Annotated in this window: 18 protein-coding genes; 17 read left to right on the forward strand and 1 reads right to left on the reverse strand. The window is 53.8% G+C overall.

Features of this window, described 5'->3' with window-relative positions:
- Positions 1-10: 10 nt before the first annotated feature.
- The 15 genes from ACFSUF_RS05750 to fur all read left to right on the forward strand — a co-directional run bounded on the left by ACFSUF_RS05750 (position 11) and on the right by fur (position 19161).
- Positions 11-685: an aspartate/glutamate racemase family protein gene (locus ACFSUF_RS05750; protein ID WP_377601018.1), complete on the forward strand. Its 675-nt coding sequence runs from the start codon at positions 11-13 to the stop codon at positions 683-685.
- Positions 685-1605 (forward strand): class II fructose-bisphosphate aldolase, encoded by a 921-nt coding sequence (locus ACFSUF_RS05755; protein ID WP_377601020.1) that lies wholly within the window; start codon positions 685-687, stop codon positions 1603-1605. The genes ACFSUF_RS05750 and ACFSUF_RS05755 overlap by 1 nt, the downstream gene beginning before the upstream one ends.
- Before the next feature lie 14 nt (positions 1606-1619).
- The gene (locus ACFSUF_RS05760; RefSeq protein ID WP_377601022.1) at positions 1620-2999 is read left to right on the forward strand and encodes a protein O-GlcNAcase; all 1380 of its coding nucleotides are present in this window, start codon (positions 1620-1622) and stop codon (positions 2997-2999) included.
- A gap of 54 nt (positions 3000-3053) precedes the next feature.
- Positions 3054-4859: an MBL fold metallo-hydrolase gene (locus ACFSUF_RS05765; protein ID WP_377601024.1), complete on the forward strand. Its 1806-nt coding sequence runs from the start codon at positions 3054-3056 to the stop codon at positions 4857-4859.
- A 25-nt stretch (positions 4860-4884) separates the two neighbouring features.
- On the forward strand, positions 4885-7320 hold the full coding sequence (locus tag ACFSUF_RS05770) for an alpha-mannosidase (RefSeq protein ID WP_377601026.1): 2436 nt from the start codon (positions 4885-4887) through the stop codon (positions 7318-7320).
- Between the two features lie 153 nt (positions 7321-7473).
- A complete protein-coding gene (locus tag ACFSUF_RS05775; protein WP_377601028.1) occupies positions 7474-8136 on the forward strand; it encodes a class II aldolase/adducin family protein in 663 nt (220 codons plus the stop codon).
- Entirely contained in the window at positions 8133-9509 is a 1377-nt protein-coding gene (locus ACFSUF_RS05780; RefSeq protein WP_377601030.1) for a four-carbon acid sugar kinase family protein, read from the forward strand. Before ACFSUF_RS05775 ends, ACFSUF_RS05780 begins: the two co-directional genes overlap by 4 nt.
- Positions 9484-10263, forward strand: coding sequence for a DeoR/GlpR family DNA-binding transcription regulator (locus tag ACFSUF_RS05785; protein ID WP_377601033.1), 780 nt, complete (start codon positions 9484-9486; stop codon positions 10261-10263). Before ACFSUF_RS05780 ends, ACFSUF_RS05785 begins: the two co-directional genes overlap by 26 nt.
- 30 nt (positions 10264-10293) lie before the next feature.
- A complete protein-coding gene (locus ACFSUF_RS05790) occupies positions 10294-10929 on the forward strand; it encodes a D-sedoheptulose-7-phosphate isomerase (protein ID WP_377601035.1) in 636 nt (211 codons plus the stop codon).
- Positions 10926-11948 carry an ROK family protein gene (locus tag ACFSUF_RS05795; protein ID WP_377601038.1) on the forward strand — a complete coding sequence of 341 codons (1023 nt, stop codon included), beginning with the start codon at positions 10926-10928 and terminating at the stop codon, positions 11946-11948. The genes ACFSUF_RS05790 and ACFSUF_RS05795 overlap by 4 nt, the downstream gene beginning before the upstream one ends.
- Positions 11949-12106: 158 nt before the next feature.
- A complete protein-coding gene (locus tag ACFSUF_RS05800) occupies positions 12107-14731 on the forward strand; it encodes a glycoside hydrolase family 2 protein (RefSeq protein ID WP_377601040.1) in 2625 nt (874 codons plus the stop codon).
- Positions 14732-14748: 17 nt separating this feature from the next.
- Positions 14749-16311: a sulfatase gene (locus ACFSUF_RS05805; RefSeq protein WP_377601041.1), complete on the forward strand. Its 1563-nt coding sequence runs from the start codon at positions 14749-14751 to the stop codon at positions 16309-16311.
- 1 nt (position 16312) lies between these two features.
- Entirely contained in the window at positions 16313-17797 is a 1485-nt protein-coding gene (locus tag ACFSUF_RS05810) for a sulfatase family protein (RefSeq protein WP_377601043.1), read from the forward strand.
- Positions 17798-17972: 175 nt separating this feature from the next.
- On the forward strand, positions 17973-18599 hold the full coding sequence (gene spoIIM / locus ACFSUF_RS05815) for a stage II sporulation protein M (protein ID WP_377601045.1): 627 nt from the start codon (positions 17973-17975) through the stop codon (positions 18597-18599).
- Between the two features lie 112 nt (positions 18600-18711).
- The gene (gene fur / locus ACFSUF_RS05820; RefSeq protein ID WP_377601047.1) at positions 18712-19161 is read left to right on the forward strand and encodes a ferric iron uptake transcriptional regulator; all 450 of its coding nucleotides are present in this window, start codon (positions 18712-18714) and stop codon (positions 19159-19161) included.
- 86 nt (positions 19162-19247) lie between these two features.
- On the opposite strand, the gene ACFSUF_RS05825 is transcribed toward fur, so the two are convergent.
- Entirely contained in the window at positions 19248-20408 is a 1161-nt protein-coding gene (locus ACFSUF_RS05825; protein ID WP_377601049.1) for a S8 family peptidase, read from the reverse strand.
- 159 nt (positions 20409-20567) lie between these two features.
- Between ACFSUF_RS05825 and ACFSUF_RS05830 the strand changes: the two genes are divergently transcribed.
- Together ACFSUF_RS05830 and xerD are read left to right on the forward strand one after the other, a co-directional pair.
- On the forward strand, positions 20568-20804 hold the full coding sequence (locus ACFSUF_RS05830; RefSeq protein ID WP_377601051.1) for a DUF4227 family protein: 237 nt from the start codon (positions 20568-20570) through the stop codon (positions 20802-20804).
- 87 nt (positions 20805-20891) lie between these two features.
- Positions 20892-21791, forward strand: coding sequence for a site-specific tyrosine recombinase XerD (xerD, locus tag ACFSUF_RS05835; RefSeq protein ID WP_377601053.1), 900 nt, complete (start codon positions 20892-20894; stop codon positions 21789-21791).
- Positions 21792-21824 lie beyond the last annotated feature (33 nt).

Consider the following 21824-nt stretch of genomic DNA (forward strand, 5'->3'; position numbering starts at 1 on the left):
AGAGATGCTTATGCAAACACTTGCCATTTTGCACACAACAACTGTGACGGTAGATCCGCTCAAGCAGCTGGCAGGGGAGCTGATTCCCGGCTGCAGTGTCATTAATTTCGTGGACGATTCCATTCTCCCGCAGCTTGCGCGTAACGGCGGGAATTTAGCGGAGGTTGAGAACCGGCTAGTGCACTATGCTAAATTCGCCGAGGAAGCGGGGGCGGACTGTATTTTGAACGCCTGTTCTTCTGTCGGAGCATTGGTGGAGAAGGAAAGGGCCGCGGTAACAATTCCGGTTATACGAATTGATGAAGCGATGGCGGAGCAGGCGGTTCGGCTCGGCAGCCGTATCGGGGTAGCCGCAACACTGCAGACGACGCTGAAGCCTACCGTCACGCTGCTTGAAGCGAAGGCGAGGCAAGCCGGAAAACGGGTGGAGCTGAGCCCGATGTTGGTGGAGGAAGCATATCGCCGGTTACTCGCGGGCGATAAACAAGGCCATGACGACGTGCTTGCCTCCGAACTGGAGCGGTTGGTCCTGCTGACGGATCTCGTCGTATTGGCGCAAGCGTCCATGGCCCGCGTTGCCGATCTGCTGCCGAAAGAAATGCAAGGGCGCTTTGTGACCAGTCCACGCCTCGGTATGCAAAAAGTACATGAAATCATGACCAAATCAACGAGGAGTGAATCATAATGGAAATCACCAGCAAGCCCGGCAATGTTGTAACCTTGAAGCAGGCTTCCGTCATGGCGGAAAAAGGGAAATACGCAATCGGCTCATTCTCGCCTCGATATACACCGGTGATACGAGCGGTCCTCAAGGCTGCGCAGAAGACACAGTCACCGTTTATTTGCCAGATTTCGCAAAAGGAGCTTGAGCGTTACGGGATCAGCCCGAGGGAATTCGCGGAAGAATTTTATGCCCAAATGAAATCGGAGAAAATTTCCGTCCCTGCAGTGCTGCATCTGGATCACACGAAGGTGTTCTCGGTTATTGAAGAGGCGATCTCGGCCGGCTTTACGTCCGTCATGATCGACGCGTCCGAGAAGCCGCTTGAGGAGAACATCCAGATTTCCCGGGAGGTTGTCCGCTATGCCCATAACAAAGGCGTTTCTGTAGAGGCGGAACTCGGAATGATCGGAACGACGGATTTTATCGAAACGGACCACGATGAGGAACTGTATACGAATCCGGAGGAGGCAAAACGCTTCGTTGATGAAACCGGCGTGGATTCTCTTGCGGTATCCGTCGGTACGGCGCACGGCGTATATATGGTGAAGGAGCCTAAAATCGACTTCGATAGGCTGGAGGCGATTCGATCGCTAACACCGGTGCACCTCGTGCTTCACGGCGGATCGGGTGTTCCTGCCTGGATGATTGAACGAGCGGTTCAGCTGCCTGAGGGCGGCATCAGCAAGGTCAACATCGCTACGGACCTTGAGCTGGCGCTCTTGGAAGCGCTGGGCCGCAAGGAGCGGATGACGAACGCTGAGCTGATGAAGCTGTCTCCGGAAGAACTGGAGGTCGGTCTGCAGGCTGTAGAAGCAACGGTTGTCGAGAAAATATCGGATTTTCTGGGCAGTAAGGGCCATGCGGCCGACTTTGGTCTGTAAGGGGGAACGGCCACATGTCCAGAGCGAACTCCCCATTCAGTATACGCGGAGTGATTGAAGGTTTCTATGGCGTGTACTATACGGCTGCGGAAAGGAACGATTTGATCCGTTTTTTGGGCAGGCACGACTTCAACTTCTACTTATATGGCCCGAAAAACGATCGGCAGCACCGGATGCGGTGGAGAGAGCCGTATCCGGACTATATTATGGATGAATTTGAAGAGACAGTGTCGATCGCCCGCGAAGCGGGCATCCGGTTCTGCTATTCCATCGGCAGCGGAGTTACGATGAGTTACGCTTCCGATGAAGATTTCGCCGCCGTGACGGCGAAATTCCTTGCCTTCTATGAACGGGGCGTGCGCGACTTCAGTATCACACTTGACGACATAGCATCCGAATTCAAGCATGCGGCGGACCGCAGCAGGTATACCACCTTTGCCGAAGCGCATGCAGACGTAACCAACCGGGTGTATCAATGGCTGCTGGGGCTGGACCCTTCTTGTACGCTGAATCTGTGCCCCACCGACTATCATGGTTCGGCTCCCTTCAGCGCGTATGTGCTGGAGCTTGGCGAGAAGCTGAACCCGGACATTGACCTGTTTTATACGGGACCGGAGATTTGTTCCCCTGAAATAACTTTGGAGCAGGTCTCAGCCTTTGCGGAAGCCGTCCGGAGGAAGCCGATTCTATGGGATAACTATCCGGTCAACGACCTTGATATGAAGTCGGAGCTGCATCTTGGTCCGATCCGGGGCCGGGATGCCCAACTTCCCGAATCGGTGCGGGGCATCCTCGTAAATGTGATGAATCAGGCGGAAGCTTCCAAGCTGTCCTTGCTGACATGGGCTGATTACATGCACGATCCGGGGGAATATTCTCCGGAAGTTTCGTGGAGATCAGCACTGCTTGATCTCGGCGGAGCAAGCGCTGAGGAACTACAGCTGTTCGCCTCTCACTCACTGAAGTCATGCTTGGGCGAAGAAGAATCAAGCAGGCTGAGGGAGCTCGCGGAAGCGGCAATGGAACGGCTCAGAGGCGGTACGGGCACCGATGAAGAAGCGGTTCGGGAGTTAGAGGAATATGTAACGAGACTGGACGAAGCCTGCTATCACTTGAAAAATCGAATGCGTAACACCGCACTGAGGAACAACCTGCTGCCGTGGATTGAAGTGCTCGAGCACTATCACTGGATGACAAAACGGGCTCTGCAGGTGAGAGAAGCGATGGACAGCGGGGAATCGTTTGAAGGGCCGCTCCGGATGATGAAAGAGTCCCGTGAGGAGATCTTGAGGCATCCAAAACGGATGGGCGGAGAGTCATTGCTGGAAATCGCGGAGTATGTCCTAGAATTAGCGGTGCTTAAGGAACAGGAGCTTAGCCCGACAGCCGGCTAAGCTCACGGCTTGCCGTGATTGACATTGAATTCAGCTAAGTGGAGGAACACAAGTATGCTGCAACGCATCTCACAGCATCTTTATGTATACGAAGATACTTGCCGTGTATACGCCGTAAAAACAACACAATCAGAAGTCGTACTTATCGATTTCGGCAGCGGCGGCATCATGGATGTACTCGAACAGCTGGGGGAGGTACGGGTAACCGACATCCTGATGACGCATCATCACCGGGATCAGGGACAAGGCCTGGCCCGGGCGGTCGAAGCGGGGATCCGGGTATGGGTTCCGCATACGGAGCAGGATCTGTTCCGTTTTGTAGATATCCATTGGCAGGGCCGGCAGCTTGAGAACAACTATAACGTTCGCCAGGACCGGTTCTCGCTTCTTGAGCCCATATCGATTGCAGGAACGCTCAAGGATTACGGTTTCTACTCTTTCGGCGGGGTCGAGTTTACGGTTGTGCCGACTCCGGGTCATACTACCGGCTCCATTTCACTGCTCGCAACCTTGGACGGCGAACGGACCGTCTTCATCGGCGATCTGATCGCTGCCCCCGGTAAATTGTGGTCGCTTGCCGCAACCCAGTGGAGCTACAACGGCGGGGAGGGGCTGGCCGCTACGACCGCTTCGCTTCTGGACCTGAAGGAGCGCTGGCAGCCGGATCGGCTGATGCCTTCTCACGGTTCGCCGATCCCCAATGCAGAGGAAGCCGTGGCCCTGACCGTAGTAAGGCTTTCCGAGCTGATGGGCCATCGGGGACAGAATCCGAGGCTGATTCAGCACCGGAACCAGCCTTATCAGGAGATCACTCCGCACCTGCTGCAAGCGAAGCAGTCCATGTCTAATTACTATGTGCTGCTGTCTGACAGCGGAAAGGCGCTGATGATCGATTTCGGCTATGACTTCATGACCGGCCTTCCAAACGGCTCGGACCGCGCCTCCCGCCGACCTTGGCTGTATTCGATTCCGGCGCTCAAAAAGCAGTTCGGGGTAACGAAGATCGATGTCGCTCTTCCGACCCACTACCATGATGATCATGTAGCGGGGTTCAATCTTCTTCGCGATATCGAAGGGACCGAGATTTGGGCGGCGGACAGCTTTGCTGATATTTTGCGGCGGCCGGAGCGATATGATTTGCCTTGCTTGTGGTATGATCCGATCCCTGTCGATAGGGAACTGCCGATCGGCAAGCCGTTCCGGTGGGAGGAATATGAATTTACGCTGTATGAGCTTCCGGGACATACGTTATACGCCGTGGCCATTGCCTTTGAAGCGGACGGACAAAAGGTGCTGGCGGCCGGAGACCAGTACCAGGGCGACGGACGACAGTGGAACTACGTTTATCAGAACCGGTTTCGTATCCGCGATTACACAGACAGTGCATTCCTATACGGCAAGCTGAAACCGGATTTGATCTTATCCGGTCATTCGGACCCCCTTTGGGTTCAGGAAGGCTACTTTGAGGAGCTGGAAGAACGGGGAGCCGCCTTGGAGCGGTTGCACCGGGATTTGCTTCCGCTTGAACACTGTGATTTAGGCGCTGAGGGCTTTGCAGCCCGGATCACGCCCTATCAGGCAAACGCCAGAGGCGGGGAGACATTGATTTGGGAGGCCGAAATTCTCAATCCGTTCCCCATTGAAGAAACAGCTGATGTTCAGGTTATCGTTCCGAACGGCTGGTTATGCAGCCCTGCACTCATATCTTTCAGGATCCCCCCTGGGGGAAGGCATAACATTTCATTCCAAATTCAGGCTCCGAAGGGCGTTACAGTCCGCCGTGCCCGTGTCGCGGTCGATGTTACGATCGGCGGAAAAAGGCTGGGGCAGCAAGCGGAAGCGCTGCTCACGATGATTTGAAAATACAGAAGGAGGGTACGTACTTATGGCAAAGAAAAAGCTTCATATGATCGGCAATGCCCATCTCGATCCGGTTTGGTTGTGGCAATGGCAGGAAGGGTTTCAAGAGGTGAAGGCGACGTTCCGCTCCGCTCTAGACCGGATGAAGGAATCAGATGACTTCCTGTTTACGTCGAGCTCCGCCGTATATTATGAATGGATTGAAAATAATGAGCCGGCGATGTTCGAGGAAATACGAGAGCGCATCAAGGAAGGTCGCTGGGAAATCGTAGGCGGCTGGTGGATTCAGCCGGACTGTAATATTCCAAACGGCGAGTCGTTCGTTCGGCAGGGCCTGTATGCACAGCGCTATTTTCACGAAAAATTCGGTGTGACCGCGAAGGTTGGATACAATGTCGACAGTTTCGGGCATTTCGGGATGATGCCGCAAATTCTGAAAAAGTCGGGCATGGATTATTATGTCATGATGCGTCCAATGCCCAATGAAAAGGGACTTCCCGGACGACTGTTCCATTGGGAATCCGATGACGGCTCGCAAGTGCTTACGTTCCGGATTATGTTTGAATACTGTACATGGGGCAAGGAGCTGGATAACCATGTCGCCCGCTGTGCGGGAGAACTCCGCGAGCCTGTTGACGAGCTCATGTGCTTTTACGGCGTCGGCAATCATGGCGGCGGTCCGACCAAGGAGAATATCGCGAGTATTCGCCGGCTGAATGAAGATCCGAATATGCCGGAGCTTGTATTCAGTACGCCGAACCGGTTCTTCGATGCTATTGCGGAGAAAGACGTCAAATATCCCGTTGTCCACGATGACCTGCAACACCACGCAAGCGGCTGCTATGCGGTACACTCCGAGGTGAAGAAGCTCAACCGGAAGTCGGAAAACCTCCTTATGGCGGCGGAAAAACTGTCTGCCATTGCGGAAAGGGTAACGAACCAGCCTTATCCCAAAGATTTCATTACAGCGTGGAAAGGAGTTCTGTTCAACCAGTTCCACGACATTCTGGCAGGAACGTCGATCGAGCCGGCCTATGAGGACGCCCGCCATCTTTACGGTGAGGCTCTCGCCATCGCGGACCGGAATCTCAATTACGCGGTCCAATCGCTTTCGTGGAACATTGACATCGAGGAAGAACAGGGCATGAAGCCGATTGTCGTGTTTAACCCTCACTCCTGGGATTTCCAAGCCAATGTGGAACTCGAAATGGGCGGCGGCGTGAAAGAAGGCATGATCCTAGTCGACGACACCGGCAATCAGATCGCATTTCAGGCGGTGCAGTCGCTTGCGACGGCCGGAGGACGCTTTCGGCTCAGCTTTATTGCGGATTTGCCATCCATGGGCTACCGCGTATACAAGCTTCGTACGGCGGCAAACGAAGCACGCATCCAAATCAGTCCGGTTAAAGCGAACGATTATTCAATGGAAAACGATCGCTTTCGCATCGAATTTGACCCGGCTACGGGCTTCATCAGCTCTCTGCACGATAAGAAGCTTGCCTTTGAGGTGTTCCGGCCTGAGAACGGCGGCGCCGCGCGGCCTGTCGTGATCGAAGACAAGAGCGACACGTGGAGCCATAATGTGTTTCACTTCAATAAAGTAATCGATGAGTTTAAGGCTGTGAGTGTGAAGCGCGTAGAGCATGGCCCGGTCAAATCGGTGATTCGTGTGATATCGACGTACGGCAGCTCCAGGCTGATTCAGGATTTCACGATGTACCGCGAGCTTGATTATATCGATGTGAAGGTTACGGTGGATTGGCGTGAGCAGTTCAAAATGCTGAAGCTGGTGTTTCCGATGAACCTTGTTTTTACCCGCCAAACGTATGAGATTCCGTACGGCTTCAAGGAACGCGAGCACAATGGAGAAGAGGAGCCGGGTCAGTCCTGGGTCGATTACGGCGGCATCGCCCGCGATAAGGGCGTACCGTACGGCTGCAGCATCATGAATGATGCTAAATACAGCTACAGCATCATGAATAAAGAGCTGGCGATAACTGTGCTTCGCAGTGCAATCTATGCGCACCATGATCCGGTTGTGCCCGAGGAGAACGGTCACTACACGTTTATCGATCAAGGCATACAGACATTCACCTACCGCATCATGCCGCATGAAGGCAACTGGGAGGAAGCCGGCACGGTGAAGCGGGCGCAGGAGCTAATCCAGCGGCCGGTTTCCATCATCGAGACCTACCATCAGGGGGTTCTGCCGCAATCCAATTCCTTCCTTACCGTGGATAAAGACAACGTCATCGTCGGTGCTATGAAGAACAGTGAGGACGGCGACGATTTGATTATACGTCTGTATGAGACGACCAAGACGGCGACGCAGGCTGCCATAACGCTGCCTCAATGGGGGAGAACGATCCGCGCTAATTTCGGTCCTTGTGAAATCAAGACGTTCCGCATTCCGAAGGCGGCCGACTTACCGGTCTCCGAAGTGAATATGATCGAATGGTAATGGACGTTTCTCGGCTGTGATCACCGGAAGCTCCGCAGCTAATGGGATATGTCCGGGATAACCGTTTTTTTCGCAGGAAGCGGTCGGAATACGTGCACCTATGGAAGCGGCGGAGCTTGGATATAATGGGATGAATAAGGAAAAGGGGGCCACATGATGCTGGACGGAAATCTTGCCCGCCGCCAATTGCAGGCTGCCGGAAAGTATATGATGGATCACGGTCTTGCGTGGGGTAATTCAGGGAATATCAGTGTTCGCACCGGAGACGATAGGTATGTCATCACGGGAAGCGGCACCTTTTTGGGAGAGCTTGCGGACGAAGATTTCGTGGAATGCACCTTCGCCGGCCGGACGTTCCCGGAAGGGCGCAAAGCGTCAAAGGAGATGCCCATGCACCGGGCTGTATATGAAATGCGTCCGGAAATCGGCGCCGTGCTGCATGCCTCGCCTTTCTACGCAACGTTGTTCGCCTGCGCTCAAGAGGAGATAACCTCCCTGTTGTTTGTCGAGACGATGTACTACCTGGAACGGGTTGAGCGCGTTCCCTATTTTCATCCGGGCTCGGAAGCGCTCGGCGATGCCGTTCGGGAGAAGGCTGCGAAAGCGAACGTACTGCTATTGGAAAATCACGGCGTGCTCGTCTACGATACATCGGTTCGTGAAGCTCAAATGGCTCTGCACACGCTGGAGACAGCATGCCGTATGATCCTCACATCCAGAAGCGCAGGCGTGCCGCTGTCCCGGATGGCTCCGCAGACGGCCTCCGATTTCCTTCAGAATGCGGGTTATAAGCAGCGAAGGGAGTGGCGGGAATGAGTGCGTCGCCTCGTTTGGTCGGCGTAGTAGCCGATGATGTGACCGGTGCGAACGATATTGGGATCATGTACGCCAAGGCTGGATACGAAACCCATGTTTATCCTTACGACGGCTCCTTCACCCCGGGCACTTCGGACGAGCGGCCGGATGTGATTATCCTGGATACCGACTCACGCTTCGATACGCCGGAGACGGCCTACGATAAAGTGTTTCATGCCACCAGAGATTTGCTGCAGGCCGGCTGCACCGTATTCATCAAGAAAACATGTTCGGTAGGCCGGGGTAATGTGGGCGCCGAGTTCGATGCGATGCTGGACGCACTGAATGAGCCGTGTGCAATTGTGGTATTCGGGTTTCCGAAGAACGGCCGAACAACACGGGAAGGCATTCATTACGTGCACGGTGTGGAGCTGGACCGCTCCGAATTTCGAAATGATCCGATGCATCCCATGACTCGCTCCGACCTAAAGTTCGTTTTACAGCAGCAAACACAGCGTACGGTGGCAGCCGTAACGTACGAAACGGTTGCGCAAGGCGCAGCAGCGCTGAAGGCCCGTATCGAAGAACTGAAAACAACATCTCAGTACTTACTTTTAGATGTGGAAGATCAGGACTCCCTTCGCACGATCGCCGAGGCGGTAAAGGATGAGCGCGTAACGGCCGGAGCTTCGGCCCTTTCCGAAGAGCTTGCGCTCGTTTGGGGCCGCAAGGAACGTCCCTCCGCCGGTCCGGTAGTAGCGGATCGCCCGGGGCTTGGCTGTGTGCTGGCGGCCGGCAGCCTGATGCCGCAGACGGCAGCGCAGATTGCCGAGCTGAAGCGGAAGCAAGAGGCGATTACCTTTGTGCTTAACACGCTGCTGCTGTTCTCTGCCTCGGATCGTGAGGCTGAAATTTCCCGTATCGCGGACGAGATGCAAACGGCTGTCCTGGCAGGACGAGATGTTTTGGTTCACTCCCCGAACTTGCCTGAATCGGTATCCCGCACGAAGGAGGAAGGCGAGCTCCGAGGACTCGACGGCAAGTCCGTGTCTCAGCTCGTGTCCGGCGCCATCGCGGAAGTTGTTGCCCGGGTTCTTGCCGGAACAGGGCAAAACCGGCTTATCGTTGCGGGCGGCGACACGTCCGCCGCGGTATGCGCCCGGCTCGGCGTCCGCGGCATGCGCCTTCATAAAGAGATTCAGCCTGGACTGCCTTCCTGTGTTACGTTGGGGGCTGGAATAGATCCACTGTGGCTTGTGTTGAAATCGGGAAGCTTCGGAAAAGCCGATTTTCTCTTGCAAGCGCTGCACCATATTCGTTACAGTGAGACAAACAGCCAAATTTTAGAAGAGGGGGAGGTATACCTGGATGATCGTCGCTCAACGTCGCCATAAAATTAAAGAGATGCTTCTGCAGGAAAAAAGTGTGAAGGTCGCCGATCTCGTTCGTGAATTTGATGTCTCCGAGGAAACGATCCGCCGGGATTTGAACCAATTGGAGCGGGAAGGACTGGTTCAGAAAAATTACGGCGGGGCCATTTTGATTGATGAGTACCTGATGCAGGCCTCGCCGGTTCCCCCCGTCCAACAGCGGAAGTTTGAGTATTATGAGGAAAAAGACGCGATCGGCAGGAAGGCAGCGGAGCTGGTGCAGGACGATCAAATCATCATTGTCGATTCCGGATCGACGACATGGTGCGTAGCCCGCCACTTGAAGCAGCGCAGCCGGCTCACGGTCGTAACGAACGGTATTAACATTGCGGAGGAGTTTGTCGAGAACGAACAAACGGAGATTTTTCTTCTCGGAGGGAAGGTCGTTAAACAATCGATGAGTTTGGTCGGTCCCGTGGCAGAAGAAGAGCTGAAGAAATACAACGCCGATTATGTGTTTATGGGAACCTCAGGCATATCACTGCGCAAGGGCTTCATGAGCTCGGATATTTATGAAGCGGAAATTAAACGCGCTATGGTTGCGGCCGGCCAGAAGGTAGCCGTTGTCGCCGATCACACCAAACTGCATCGGCAGGCCCTTATCGCTTACAGCACGTTTCAGGATGTGGATATTCTCATAACAAGCTCTTTGGCTGACCCCGACGTGCTGTCTGAGATCGGAAAGCTTGGCGTTCAAGTGGTCGTTTGCGATGTATGAAAAAGACGAAGATGGGAAAGGGGAGGACGGATGAGCGGGGTACTGGAGCATCTCATTCATAAATATCCGGAATTACAGGTTTGTCATTCCGATATTGAGGACGCATTAAATCGGATAAAGTCGTCTTATGAAGGCGGAGGAAAGCTGCTTTGCTGCGGCAACGGCGGAAGCGCTGCCGATTCCGAGCATATCGTAGGCGAGCTGATGAAGGGTTTCATGTCGAAGAGGCCTTTGCCCCGGAGCGAGCGGGAACTGCTTGAAGCGGCTTGTCCGGGAGAAGGATCATGGCTGGCGGAACGGCTGCAAGGCGCCCTGCCGGCAGTGTCGCTCGTGGCCGCAACGTCGCTCTGGACGGCGTACGCAAACGATGTCGACCCCGATATGGTTTTCGCTCAACAGGTGTACGGTCTGGGAAACCGGGGTGATGTTCTGTTTGGTATTTCGACCTCGGGGAATTCCAAAAATGTCATACGGGCACTGCAAGTAGCAAGAGCGAAGGGACTTACGACGATCGGTCTTACCGGTCGCAGCGGAGGTAAAATGGCCGGAATCTGCGATGTGACCATTCGTGTTCCGTGGGATTCAACGCCCGATATTCAAGAGCGGCATCTGCCCATCTATCACGCGATGTGTATTGAACTGGAGGAGGCGTTCTTCCCGTCATGACGATACTGGCAGGAGTAGATATCGGCGGCACCAAATGTGCCGTATCTGTAGGTCGTACCGTAGGACACGAGATTCAATTGATGGGCAAATACAGCTTTCCGACCCCGGCTGCTCCCGAGATTGCCATTTCGCAGATGCTCACAGCCTTGTCGGAGCTGCTGGAGCAGCAAGGCATCTCCTGGCGTGACGGAGGCGGAGCCATAGTTCTCAGCGCCATCGGAATCAGCTGCGGTGGCCCTCTTGACAGCCGCACCGGAATGATTCTCTCCCCGCCCAACTTGCCGGGCTGGGATCGGATCGATATCGTAACCCCTTTTCAAGAGCGGTTCGGCGTTCCGACCGGATTGCAGAATGATGCGAATGCATGCGCGCTTGCAGAATGGAAATGGGGTGCGGGCCAAGGGGCGAGAAATCTGATTTTTCTTACCTTCGGTACCGGTATGGGGGCCGGGCTGATCCTCGACGGCAAGCTTTACGTCGGTAAGAACGATATGGCCGGAGAAGTCGGGCATATCCGATTGGAGCAGAACGGACCGGTCGGTTACGGCAAATCCGGATCGTTCGAAGGCTTCTGCAGCGGCGGCGGTATCGCCCGTCTAGCGCGGATGAGGGCGAAGGAGCGTCTTCAGCTGGGAGAGCGTCTGTCCTTTTGCGCGTCCGAAAGCGAGCTGGAGGAAATTACAACGAAGAAGGTTGCCGAAGCGGCAATAGCCGGGGATCTGTTAGCGTTGTCTATTTTCGAGACGGTCGGCCGCAGACTCGGTCAAGGGCTTTCCATTCTGATCGACATTCTGAATCCCGAACGTATTATTATCGGCAGCATTTACGCCCGCCAGCAGTCTTTGCTTGAGCCTTATGTCATGGAAGTTATCGACCAGGAAGCGTTAGCGCTTTCACGCTCCGCATGTACGATCGTCCCTGCCGGTTTGGGGGAACAAGTCGGTGATTATGCGGGACTGTCTGTGGCTCTTCATTCACTGCAAGGGGGCGGCGGTCTCCCGTCGGCCGTTTTGCCTTAAACGCCGACTTGCCATAAACACCGATTAGGTATAAACGCCGAATAAAACCCTGCCGATGGGATGTGATTCTTCCAGGATGAGGCAAGGTGTCTTTGTATTGGGCATTTATCTGCGTTACCCTCGAGCTCGAATAGGAAAGGGAAAGGGATGAAAAGGCCGTGATAGAACTGTCTTTATCCAAGCAAGAATGGCTGCTGCGCGGTTACTGGCCCTGGATTCCGGTGAAGGACCGGAGCATGGAGACCGGCATCGAAATGGTTGGTGTCACCGACTGGATTCCGGCCACCGTACCCGGCGGCGTACACTACGATTTATTTCGCTCAGGCTGGATTCAGCATCCTTATAACGATTTGCAAAGCCTGCATTGCGAATGGGTTGAAAACCGCTGGTGGGTATACAAAACTTCGTTCCCTCGCCCGCAAGTAAGCGGTACAAAGTTTGAGCTTGTTCTACAAGGGCTGGATTATGAAACCATGGTATATTGCAACAATACATTGTTGGGCGAACATACAGGCATGTATCATCCGGCCGAATATGACGTGACAAATCTGGTTCGCGAGAACGCAAGTATTGAACTGAAGCTCGTATTTAAAGGGGTACCCCAAGAAATGGGCCAGATCGGATACACCTCCCGGACTTCGACGCAGAAGAGCCGCTTTAATTATAAGTGGGATTTCTCGACGCGACTGGTAAACATCGGCCCTTGGCAGGATATTGTTCTGCGTGTTCATGAGACTTGCTCCTTGGATGACCTTGCCATTCATACCGATACCTCCGACCAAGGAGAGGTTGGCCATGTCAGGATAAAAGCAAAGGTGAAACTCCACGTCCCTGAAATAACTCCGGCGGGACTAAAGCTGCAGCTTCGGCTTGAGGATCCGGAAGGCGGTCTCGCGGCAGTAACGGAAACGGAAATAGGGGAAGAGCTTAGGACGGAATCCCTGCTGGATATCCGTCAGCCAAAGTTATGGAATGTTCATGGCTTCGGAGAGCAGCCGCTCTACCGGCTTCATGTGCGCCTGGCAGGGGCGGACGGATATATATTTGATGAGCGAACCCATAACGTCGGCATTCGAAAGCTGGAGTACAAACACAATGAGGGAGCTCCGGACGATTCCTTCCCCTACACTTTCGTCGTTAACGGCACGCCGGTTTTTATCAAGGGAGTTAATATTACACCTTTAGATCACTTGTACGGCAACGTAAGCGGAGAGCAGTATGAATGGCTGGTTTACCGCATGAAGCGGGCTAATGTTAATCTGGTGCGTGTTTGGGGAGGAGGCTTGATTGAGAAAAGAACGCTGTATGACTTATGCGATCGTCATGGTATTCTCGTTTGGCAGGAGTTTATTCAATCAAGCTCAGGGATCGATAACGTTCCGTCGAAGCTTACGGGGTTTCTTGATCTTCTCGGTAAGTCCGCTGCCGCTGCGCTGAAGGAGAAGCGCAATCATGTGTCGCTAGCCGTATGGAGCGGGGGCAACGAGCTGATGAGTGCACCTGATACTCCATCCACGCTGGAAGACGAGAACTTGGCCATACTGCATAAGCTTGTCCTGATGCATGATCCGGAGCGGTTGTTTCTTCCCACCTCCGCCTCCGGCCCCCGTGAGTTCATCTCACGTGACAAGGGCGTAAGTCATGATGTACATGGAGGCTGGCAATATCAAGGCAATCCAGGCCACTATGAGCTGTACGGCGAATCGGACCATCTGTTCCACAGTGAATTCGGTGTGGACGGTGTGACCTCCGTCAGAAGTTTAAGGAAATTCTTCAGCCCGGAGCACCATTACCCCACCCGCATGAGGGAGCACGTTATATGGCGTCATCACGGCGAATGGTGGGGAACGCTCGACCGGGACCAGACGATCTTCGGTCCGATCCATGATATTTCTGATTTTTCCGATTGCAGCCAGTGGATGCAGGCCGAGGGGCTTCGCTACATTATTGAGGCTAATCGGCGGCGTGCCTTCCGCTCCAGCGGCTGCGTGGTGTGGCAGATGAACGAGCCATGGCCGAATGCATCCTGCACGAATCTCGTCGATTACTATGGCGATGCCAAAATGGCATATCATTGGATGCAAGAAGCTTATGCACCCCGTCGAGCGACATTAGACTATCGCCGGATTGACCATGCGGTAGGTTCTGACTTCGCCGCCTCCGTTTGGGTTCATAACGATGCATCAAGTACGGATGCCCGGGTACGGGTACGCGTGTATAACCGGTGTGGAACACTGATGCAGGAAGAGCTTTTCCATACATGGGCGGAATCCGGACGTCCGACATCCGTCGGCGAGCTGCGTTTCAACGTGACTCCGGATCACGAAGGCCTGTTTTTCGTTCGATTGGAGTGGGAGGATGCAGAACCATCCGCCCCATCGGCTATGTACACGTTCGGTACGGAGTCTGACCATGTCTATGCATCGGCTCGGTCCTACCACAACGTGCAGCTGTCGATAGAGCCCCAAACGGACTGGCAGACGGCGGCGACCGGCTTTGACCTGCCGTTTATAGAGCGGTCCTATTTGATTTCCAATACAGGCATGGTACCCGCTTTGCATATACGCGCTGCCGAGACGACGAATGCTTATTGGAGTGAGGTGGAGGAACAGTACTTTACGCTTCTTCCAGGGGAAGCACGACTCGTAAAAGCGCGTTGTACGAGGAAAGCTGGAGGCGGCTTTTTATCCGCTGATCAATACGGGCAGCAGGCGGATGTTCCGCCCCCGTCCTTGGAATTTACGTATTTCTGCGCAAAAACGGCTACTTCCGCTGCCCTGTAGCCAAAGGAGGACGTCCGATGAATGCAATCATCGTGTTAATGGATACGCTGCGGCGCGATTACTTGAGCTGTTACGGCAGCGAGCGGGCATCCGCCGGGCTAGCCGCTCCTGTCCTTACCCCGAATTTGGATCGTTTTGCTAATAAAGGGGCGCTGATGCGGCAAGCGTATCTCGGAAGCTCACCGTGCATGCCGGCACGTCGGGAGCTCATGACCGGAAGGTATGAATTCCCGTGGCGCGGCTGGGGACCGCTGGAGGACGATGATCTGGACATGTTCAGTCTGCTGCGTTCCCACGGCGTCAAGACGGCTATGGTAAGCGATCATTATCATTTGCTGGAACGGGATGCGGGAAATTATCATACAGGCTTCGAGGAATGGGATATGATTCGCGGTCAGGAGCATGACCCATATGTAGCTGATCCTGGGATCCAAACGACTATCGACCATTTCACTTCATCGGTATACTTGACTCATCAGCAGAACCTGCACGGCCGCGAACGGAAGGAAGAAGAGCTGTACTCGGCTCGCGTTTTCCGGGGAGCGGCGGATTGGCTTGAGCGCAACGGCACCCATGAGCGTCGGAAGGAGCAGCCGTTCTGCCTATACATCGACTGCTTCGATCCTCATGAGCCATGGGATCCGCCGGATGTCTTGGTGGAGCGCTTCGATCCGGGCTATGACGGGAAGAAGCCTCATAGTCCGAGTTACGGGCCAGCTTCCCGCTTCACGGAGAAGGAGCTTCGCCATATGCGGGCGCTGTACGCTGCGGAGACGACCGTCGTCGACCGTTGGTTCGGCTATTTCCTCGACCAAGTCGAGCGGCTTGGACTTTGGGAAGACACGCTGATCATCGCAACGACTGATCATGGCTATTATCTGGGTGAGCGCGGACTGGTAGGCAAGCCTGACCGTGTGCCGCTCTATCCGGAAATGAGCCGGATCCCCTTTATGGCTTATGCGCCGGAGTGCGAAGCGGGTTCGCGGCGATCAGAACTTGTGCAGCTTGTCGATGTGTTCCCAACGGTGCTGGATGCGCTCGGTATTCCGATGCCGACCGCTGACCAGGTAGAGCAATCGTCGATCGGCATCGTGGGCTCAGCCGGGAAAAGGGCTTGGGACGGAGTCGCTCATCGGTCGTTATTTTTGCATGGAAAGAGCTTGATGTCCCTGTTGCGGGGAGGCGATACACGGACGCATGATCTTGTATGCTCCGCCAAGTACGGTGATATTGTGAGATTGTCGGACGGGGAGTGGGCTCTTTATTTGCCGCCGTCTCCAGATGCGGAGTTGTACTGGTATGGCTTAAGAGCTCCGGGGCGGCTGTTCGGAGGCAAACGCGGCATGCTCGATAAGGAAAAGGGACGCTACCCTGTGCGGTTGCCGGAACCGAGTTGTTCTCTCCAGTTGTACCACATAAGCACGGATCCTGAGGAAACGGTTGATGTTGCGCAGGAGCAACCCTCCGTCTGTAAGCGCTTGATGGAAGACTTCCGGCAATGGCTGAAGCAGATCGGCGCGCCGGTTGAGGTTGCCGTTCGCTATGGAGCTGAATTAAACGCCGACATCCAGGAGGGTTAAAATGACGCGCCCGAATGTGATCCTTATTACAACAGATCAGCAGCGCTATGACAGTGTAGGCATCAACGGAAGCAAATTCATTCGAACACCGAACATGGACCGGATCGGCATGGAGGGTGCCGTCTTTAGGAACGCCTACTGTCCCAACACGGTATGCACGCCTTCGAGAGTTTCGATCATGACCGGACAGCATCTGTCCCGGCACGGTTCCTATAATATCGGCACGAATCCTCCCGAGTACCGTACCTTCCTCAGCCACATCCTGCGGCGCGAGGGCTATCGCACTCACCATATCGGCAAGGCTCATTGGCACCCGTGGGGAGCGTCCAACGCGGAAACCATGAAGCCGGACGAAGAGGGGACGCCGTTTCAGGACTTTGCCGGGTTCGAGAGTGCGGAGGTGTCCGTCGGTCATGCTACGTGGGGGATTCAGGGGCATTATGCTTCCTGGCTGAAGCAACAGGGAGCGGAGCTGGGATCTTTCAAGTTGAAACGGCTCTTCCAACAGGATTATAACGAAACCGGAGAATGGGACCTGCCGTCCAAGTGGCATTCGGGAGCGTGGCTTGCCGGAAGAGCCATCGATTTTCTTAAGAAACAGCAGAAGGACCGGCCGTTTTATTTAAATCTGGGCTTCCAGGATCCGCATCATCCGCATGTGCTTCCGTACGATTTCGTTAACCGCGTTCATCCGAATGCCGTACCTGTACCGGAAGCGCGTCCGGAAGACGACCGGAACATACCTGAGCATATACCGCATTTCCGCAGCGGCACGCTGATCGACAGCCGCTTTAACGGGCGGTTTGAAATGGCCGGCAACGGTAAATACGCATGGGGAGCCTATTACTCTGATGAACATAAATCACGCATGACCCGCGCCTATTATTATTCCATGGTCCAGCTGATTGATGATCAGCTGGGTCAGATTCTGTCCGCACTTGACGACCTTGGTCTGACTGATCGTACGCTGCTTGTTTTCACGTCGGATCACGGCGAGATGCTGGGTGACCACGGAATCGGGCAAAAGGGACCCTTGGTGTATGAAGGGGTAACGCATATTCCTTTACTCATGCGTTACCCTCACGGCTTTTCATCAAAACAAGTCGACGAGTGTGTTTCCCTGGTCGACATTGCACCGACTATACTTGATTTTGCGGGAGTTGAAGACGATATCCGGCGGGACGGCTGCAGTATAAAGCCCCGTCTCCAAGAAGGTAAGCCGCTTGCAAGAAAAGGTATACGGATTGAGTACAAAGAAGAACCCGACCGGATCCGCTGCAAATGCTGGGTAACGGAGGAGTGGAAGCTTGCCGTATATTCGGGGGAAAGTTTCGGCGAGCTGTATGATAGGAAGCGAGATCCGGGAGAGCATTGCAATCTATTTTATGAATCGGACTTCCAATCGGTCAAATCCGCCCTGATGACTGAGCTTCTGAGCGATATGGAGCGGAGTGAACCGGTGAATGACCGGCCCTCCCGGGTATAAGCAATCAAACGCGCAGTACCGGACGCTGTTGTTAATATCTGATACTTCGAGAGCAAAATAGCCACGGAGTAAGCACAGGGGGCCATCCTCAGTATACAGGCGGTTTTCCACTTGTCATAGACTCTTTTCGTACCTCATAAGCTAGAGTAGAGGACAAGGAGAGGGGGACCCGTTTGTGGCCCGGAGTTCGATCCAGACTTACATTAAAGATAATACCGCACTCTATGTGTTTGTGGGCGTTCTGTTTGTGATGGGCGTGATTTTTGGCGCCTTGATGGTCAATGCTTTATCAATGGAGCAGCAGCAGGATTTATCGCGGTTTGTGGGAAGCTTCGTGTCCTCCATCGAAACAGGCGGGGATACGCAGCAGAGGGAGACCTTTTTCCAAGTGTTCGGCATGCATATGAAGTGGATTATGTTGATCTGGCTGCTTGGCATTTCTGTGATCGGGCTGCCGTTAATTTTGATTTTGGACTTTTTAAAAGGAGTTATGGTAGGTTTTACGGTAGGTTACCTGGTAGGTGAAATGTCATGGAAGGGTATGCTGTTCGCACTGGTCTCGGTAGCTCCTCAAAACCTGATCATTATTCCTGCATTGATGATCGCAAGTGTGTCGGGAATCGCATTTTCCATGTATATGGTGCGTAACCGGATTATGCAAAAGCGCGGGGCACTGGCTGAACCGTTTATGTCTTATTCTGCACTTACGCTGGGCATATCCGCACTGCTGCTCGGAATATCCTTGTTTGAAGCTTATGTGTCCCCTGTATTGATGCGGTGGGTCACACCGATGCTGGGTTAGATGTCTTTGCAATCTACCATTCTCGTTGACTTCCCCCTTCCCGTGCGCCTATAATGAGAGCATATGTTTTGATTGCCACAATTGGGGTCGGTTTGTTCTGGGGGGAGAAGCAATGGAAGAGCGCATTGATAAGATCAAGCAGCAGCTGCAGTCACAAGGCTATAAATTAACGCCCCAAAGGGAAGCGACGGTGCGTGTTCTGCTCGAGAACGAGGAAGATCACCTTAGCGCCGAGGACGTATTTATGCTTGTGAAAGAGAAGGCCCCCGAAATCGGACTTGCCACCGTGTATCGTACGTTAGAGTTGTTGAGTGAACTCCATATCGTCGAGAAGATTAATTTTGGCGACGGAGTAGCCCGGTACGATCTCCGCACGGATACGAACCAGCACCATCATCATCATCTGATTTGCGTGCAGTGCGGCGCAATGGATGAAATTATGGAGGACTGGCTTGGACCGCTGGAAGAAAGGCTGGAGAAAGAGTTTCATTTCCAGGTAATCGACCACCGTCTGGATTTTCAGGGAATTTGCCATCGCTGCAGGGATAAGAATAAAGGTTGATAAATATAAATATACTCCCATGGAGCTTTATCCATGGGAGTTTTTTGGCTTATGTCGGATTGATGTACAATTAGCTTAGCCTTACTTTAGGTCCGTCGTCGCTTTCCGCCTACTGCGGACGCAGCGCGTACAGCGAGGTCAGCGCGTATGACCCCTGCCCCTTGGGCCCTTGTGCGGTAACCTTTAAGTTTGACAGCGGTCGATTGAAGGATGCGCTTTACGCATTTCGGAGTAAGCCTCGGATTCGCCTGCAGAACCAATGCCGATACCCCCGCAGCGTGAGGGGAGGACATGGACGTGCCGGATTCCCGCCGGTAACCCCCGTTATACCACGTGGACAGCACATCCATGCCAGGGGCAGTAATATCTACGCCCTTACCGCGGCTGCTGAAACGGGCGATCCGGTTCCGCCGGTCCGAGGCGGCGACGGCAATGGTCTCTTTGTACCTTGCCGGGTAGTCGATTTTCTTATTGTTCGGGCCTTCATTGCCGGCTGAAGCTGTTATAACGATTCCTTTGCCGTGAGCTTTACGAATCACAGACCGCAGCGCTTCGCTTCCTTCCGGTGAACCGAGGCTCATATTGATTACCTGAATGCCGTTTCGGATGCACCAGGCAATGCCTTCGGCTACATCGGAAATATATCCGCTTCCGTCCGCGCCAAGCACTTTGACGCCGTACAAGTTCACGGAAGGGAAAGCTCCCACTACGCCATAGCTGTTATTGAGTGCAGCAATAGTACCTGCGACGTGCGTTCCATGTCCGTTGTCATCTGCAGCCGATTTTCCGGGTGTAATTGTATTGCAGCGTCCGGATGTTTTCAAGTCGGGATGCCGGGCAATTCCGGTGTCAAGGACGGCTACCTTAATCCCCTTACCCGGTTTGGACAGGTTCCTTACTTGCGGAGCATGGATTTTGGCGATGCCCCAAGGTGTGGATTGCTTCGTCTTCAGGCTGCTGAGAGCCGGCTTGGGTACAAGAACATGAGACCTTACCTTGCGGTCGGTTTCGACTCTTTTCACGGAGGGGTGCCTGCGGAGTTTCTTCCAATCGGACTTATGATGAAAATGGCAGCAAACCGCATGGATTTCCCTGATCGTTTTCTCCGGATAAATGCCTTTGGAGCGCAGATGTTTGAGGCAGGACCGATAGCTTTGCGCATCTTTGAAAACAATCAGCTTCCGCTGTTTCCGGCGGCTGCCTTCCGCTTTTGACAGTTTGGATATTGCACGTTTCAGCGTACTCAAATTCATCACTCCGTTATCGTCATTCGGCTAAGGCCCAATACTGCATCGTATGCCGGATTTAGGGAACCGGCCCTGCGCAAATGCCCGTTTTCAGGTCTAGGACCCAAGCTGGGGGCATATCCTACTTACAAAGCACGCTGCCGCGAAGGAGGAACGAACGTGATCGTATCGCTGGGAAAATGGCTGGAACGGATCAAGTTTATATTTATTTTTGTGGTGCTGACGTTTTTTCTATATCATTTCGTCAGTGCTGTCACGGCCTGGATTCAACCTGACGACCCCTATAAAGAACCGATCGGGAGCGCAGTAAAAGTATTTAATACCACTTCGGACTACAACGGGGAGAGCGTGTCGCTGGGCGATAGGCTGAAATTTTTTTACTGGTACGGGGAATAGGAAAAGCAGGGGCATATGAAGGATTTATCAAGTTCCTGTAGAATTGATAAGAAACAGCCCCAATGAAAAGAGGCACGAGGACCAACCATGATGAATGACCTGCATACCTTTATTCATTACCTGTCCGTCGAACGGGGATTATCCCGCAATACGCTGGAGTCTTACGAACGGGACATCACCAAATATATCGAATTTCTCGCCAAAGAGGGAATAACTGCGTGGGAGCAAGTAACGAAAGCCCAGATTATTTCCTATATGCTTAAGCTCCGCCAACTAGGCAGGGCATCGGCAACGATCAGCAGAACACTGATTGCGGTCCGCTCCTTCCATCAATTTTTGGTGAGGGAACGCATAACGGCCGGGGATCCAACTTTGAATATGGAAACGCCGAGACAAGAGAAGAGGCTGCCTAAGGTGCTTTCCATTGCCGAAGTCGAAACGCTACTGGAAGCGCCGGAGACGTCAACGCCTGCCGGGCTTCGGGACAAGGCCATGCTTGAGGTGCTGTATGCTACAGGTATCCGGGTATCGGAGCTGATTTCCCTGGATGTGGACAGTGTAAATTTACCTATGGGGTTTGTCCGCTGTATCGGTAAAGGTTCCAAAGAACGGATCATTCCATTAGGACGAATCGCCGGCGAGTGTCTAGATGTATACATCCAGACGATGCGGCCTCAGCTCCTGAAATCGAACAGGGACGAGCCTTCGCTCTTTTTGAACCATCACGGGGCGCGCCTGACCCGCCAGGGGTTCTGGAAAATCATTAAGAAGCATGCCAAGGAAGTTTCCATCATGAAGGAGATCACACCGCATACGCTGCGGCACTCATTCGCTACGCATCTGTTGGAGAACGGGGCCGACCTCAGGGCTGTGCAGGAGATGCTGGGACATGCGGATATTTCCACAACGCAAATTTATACCCATGTGACCAAATCCAAAATGAAGGAAGTCTACGATAGAACGCACCCTCGCGCAAAAATGAATTAAGCTTGCGGCAGCGGCCATTTTGATACTGAAATG

This window comes from Paenibacillus gansuensis (assembly GCF_042684925.1).
GTDB lineage: Bacteria > Bacillota > Bacilli > Paenibacillales > DY6 > Paenibacillus_N > Paenibacillus_N gansuensis.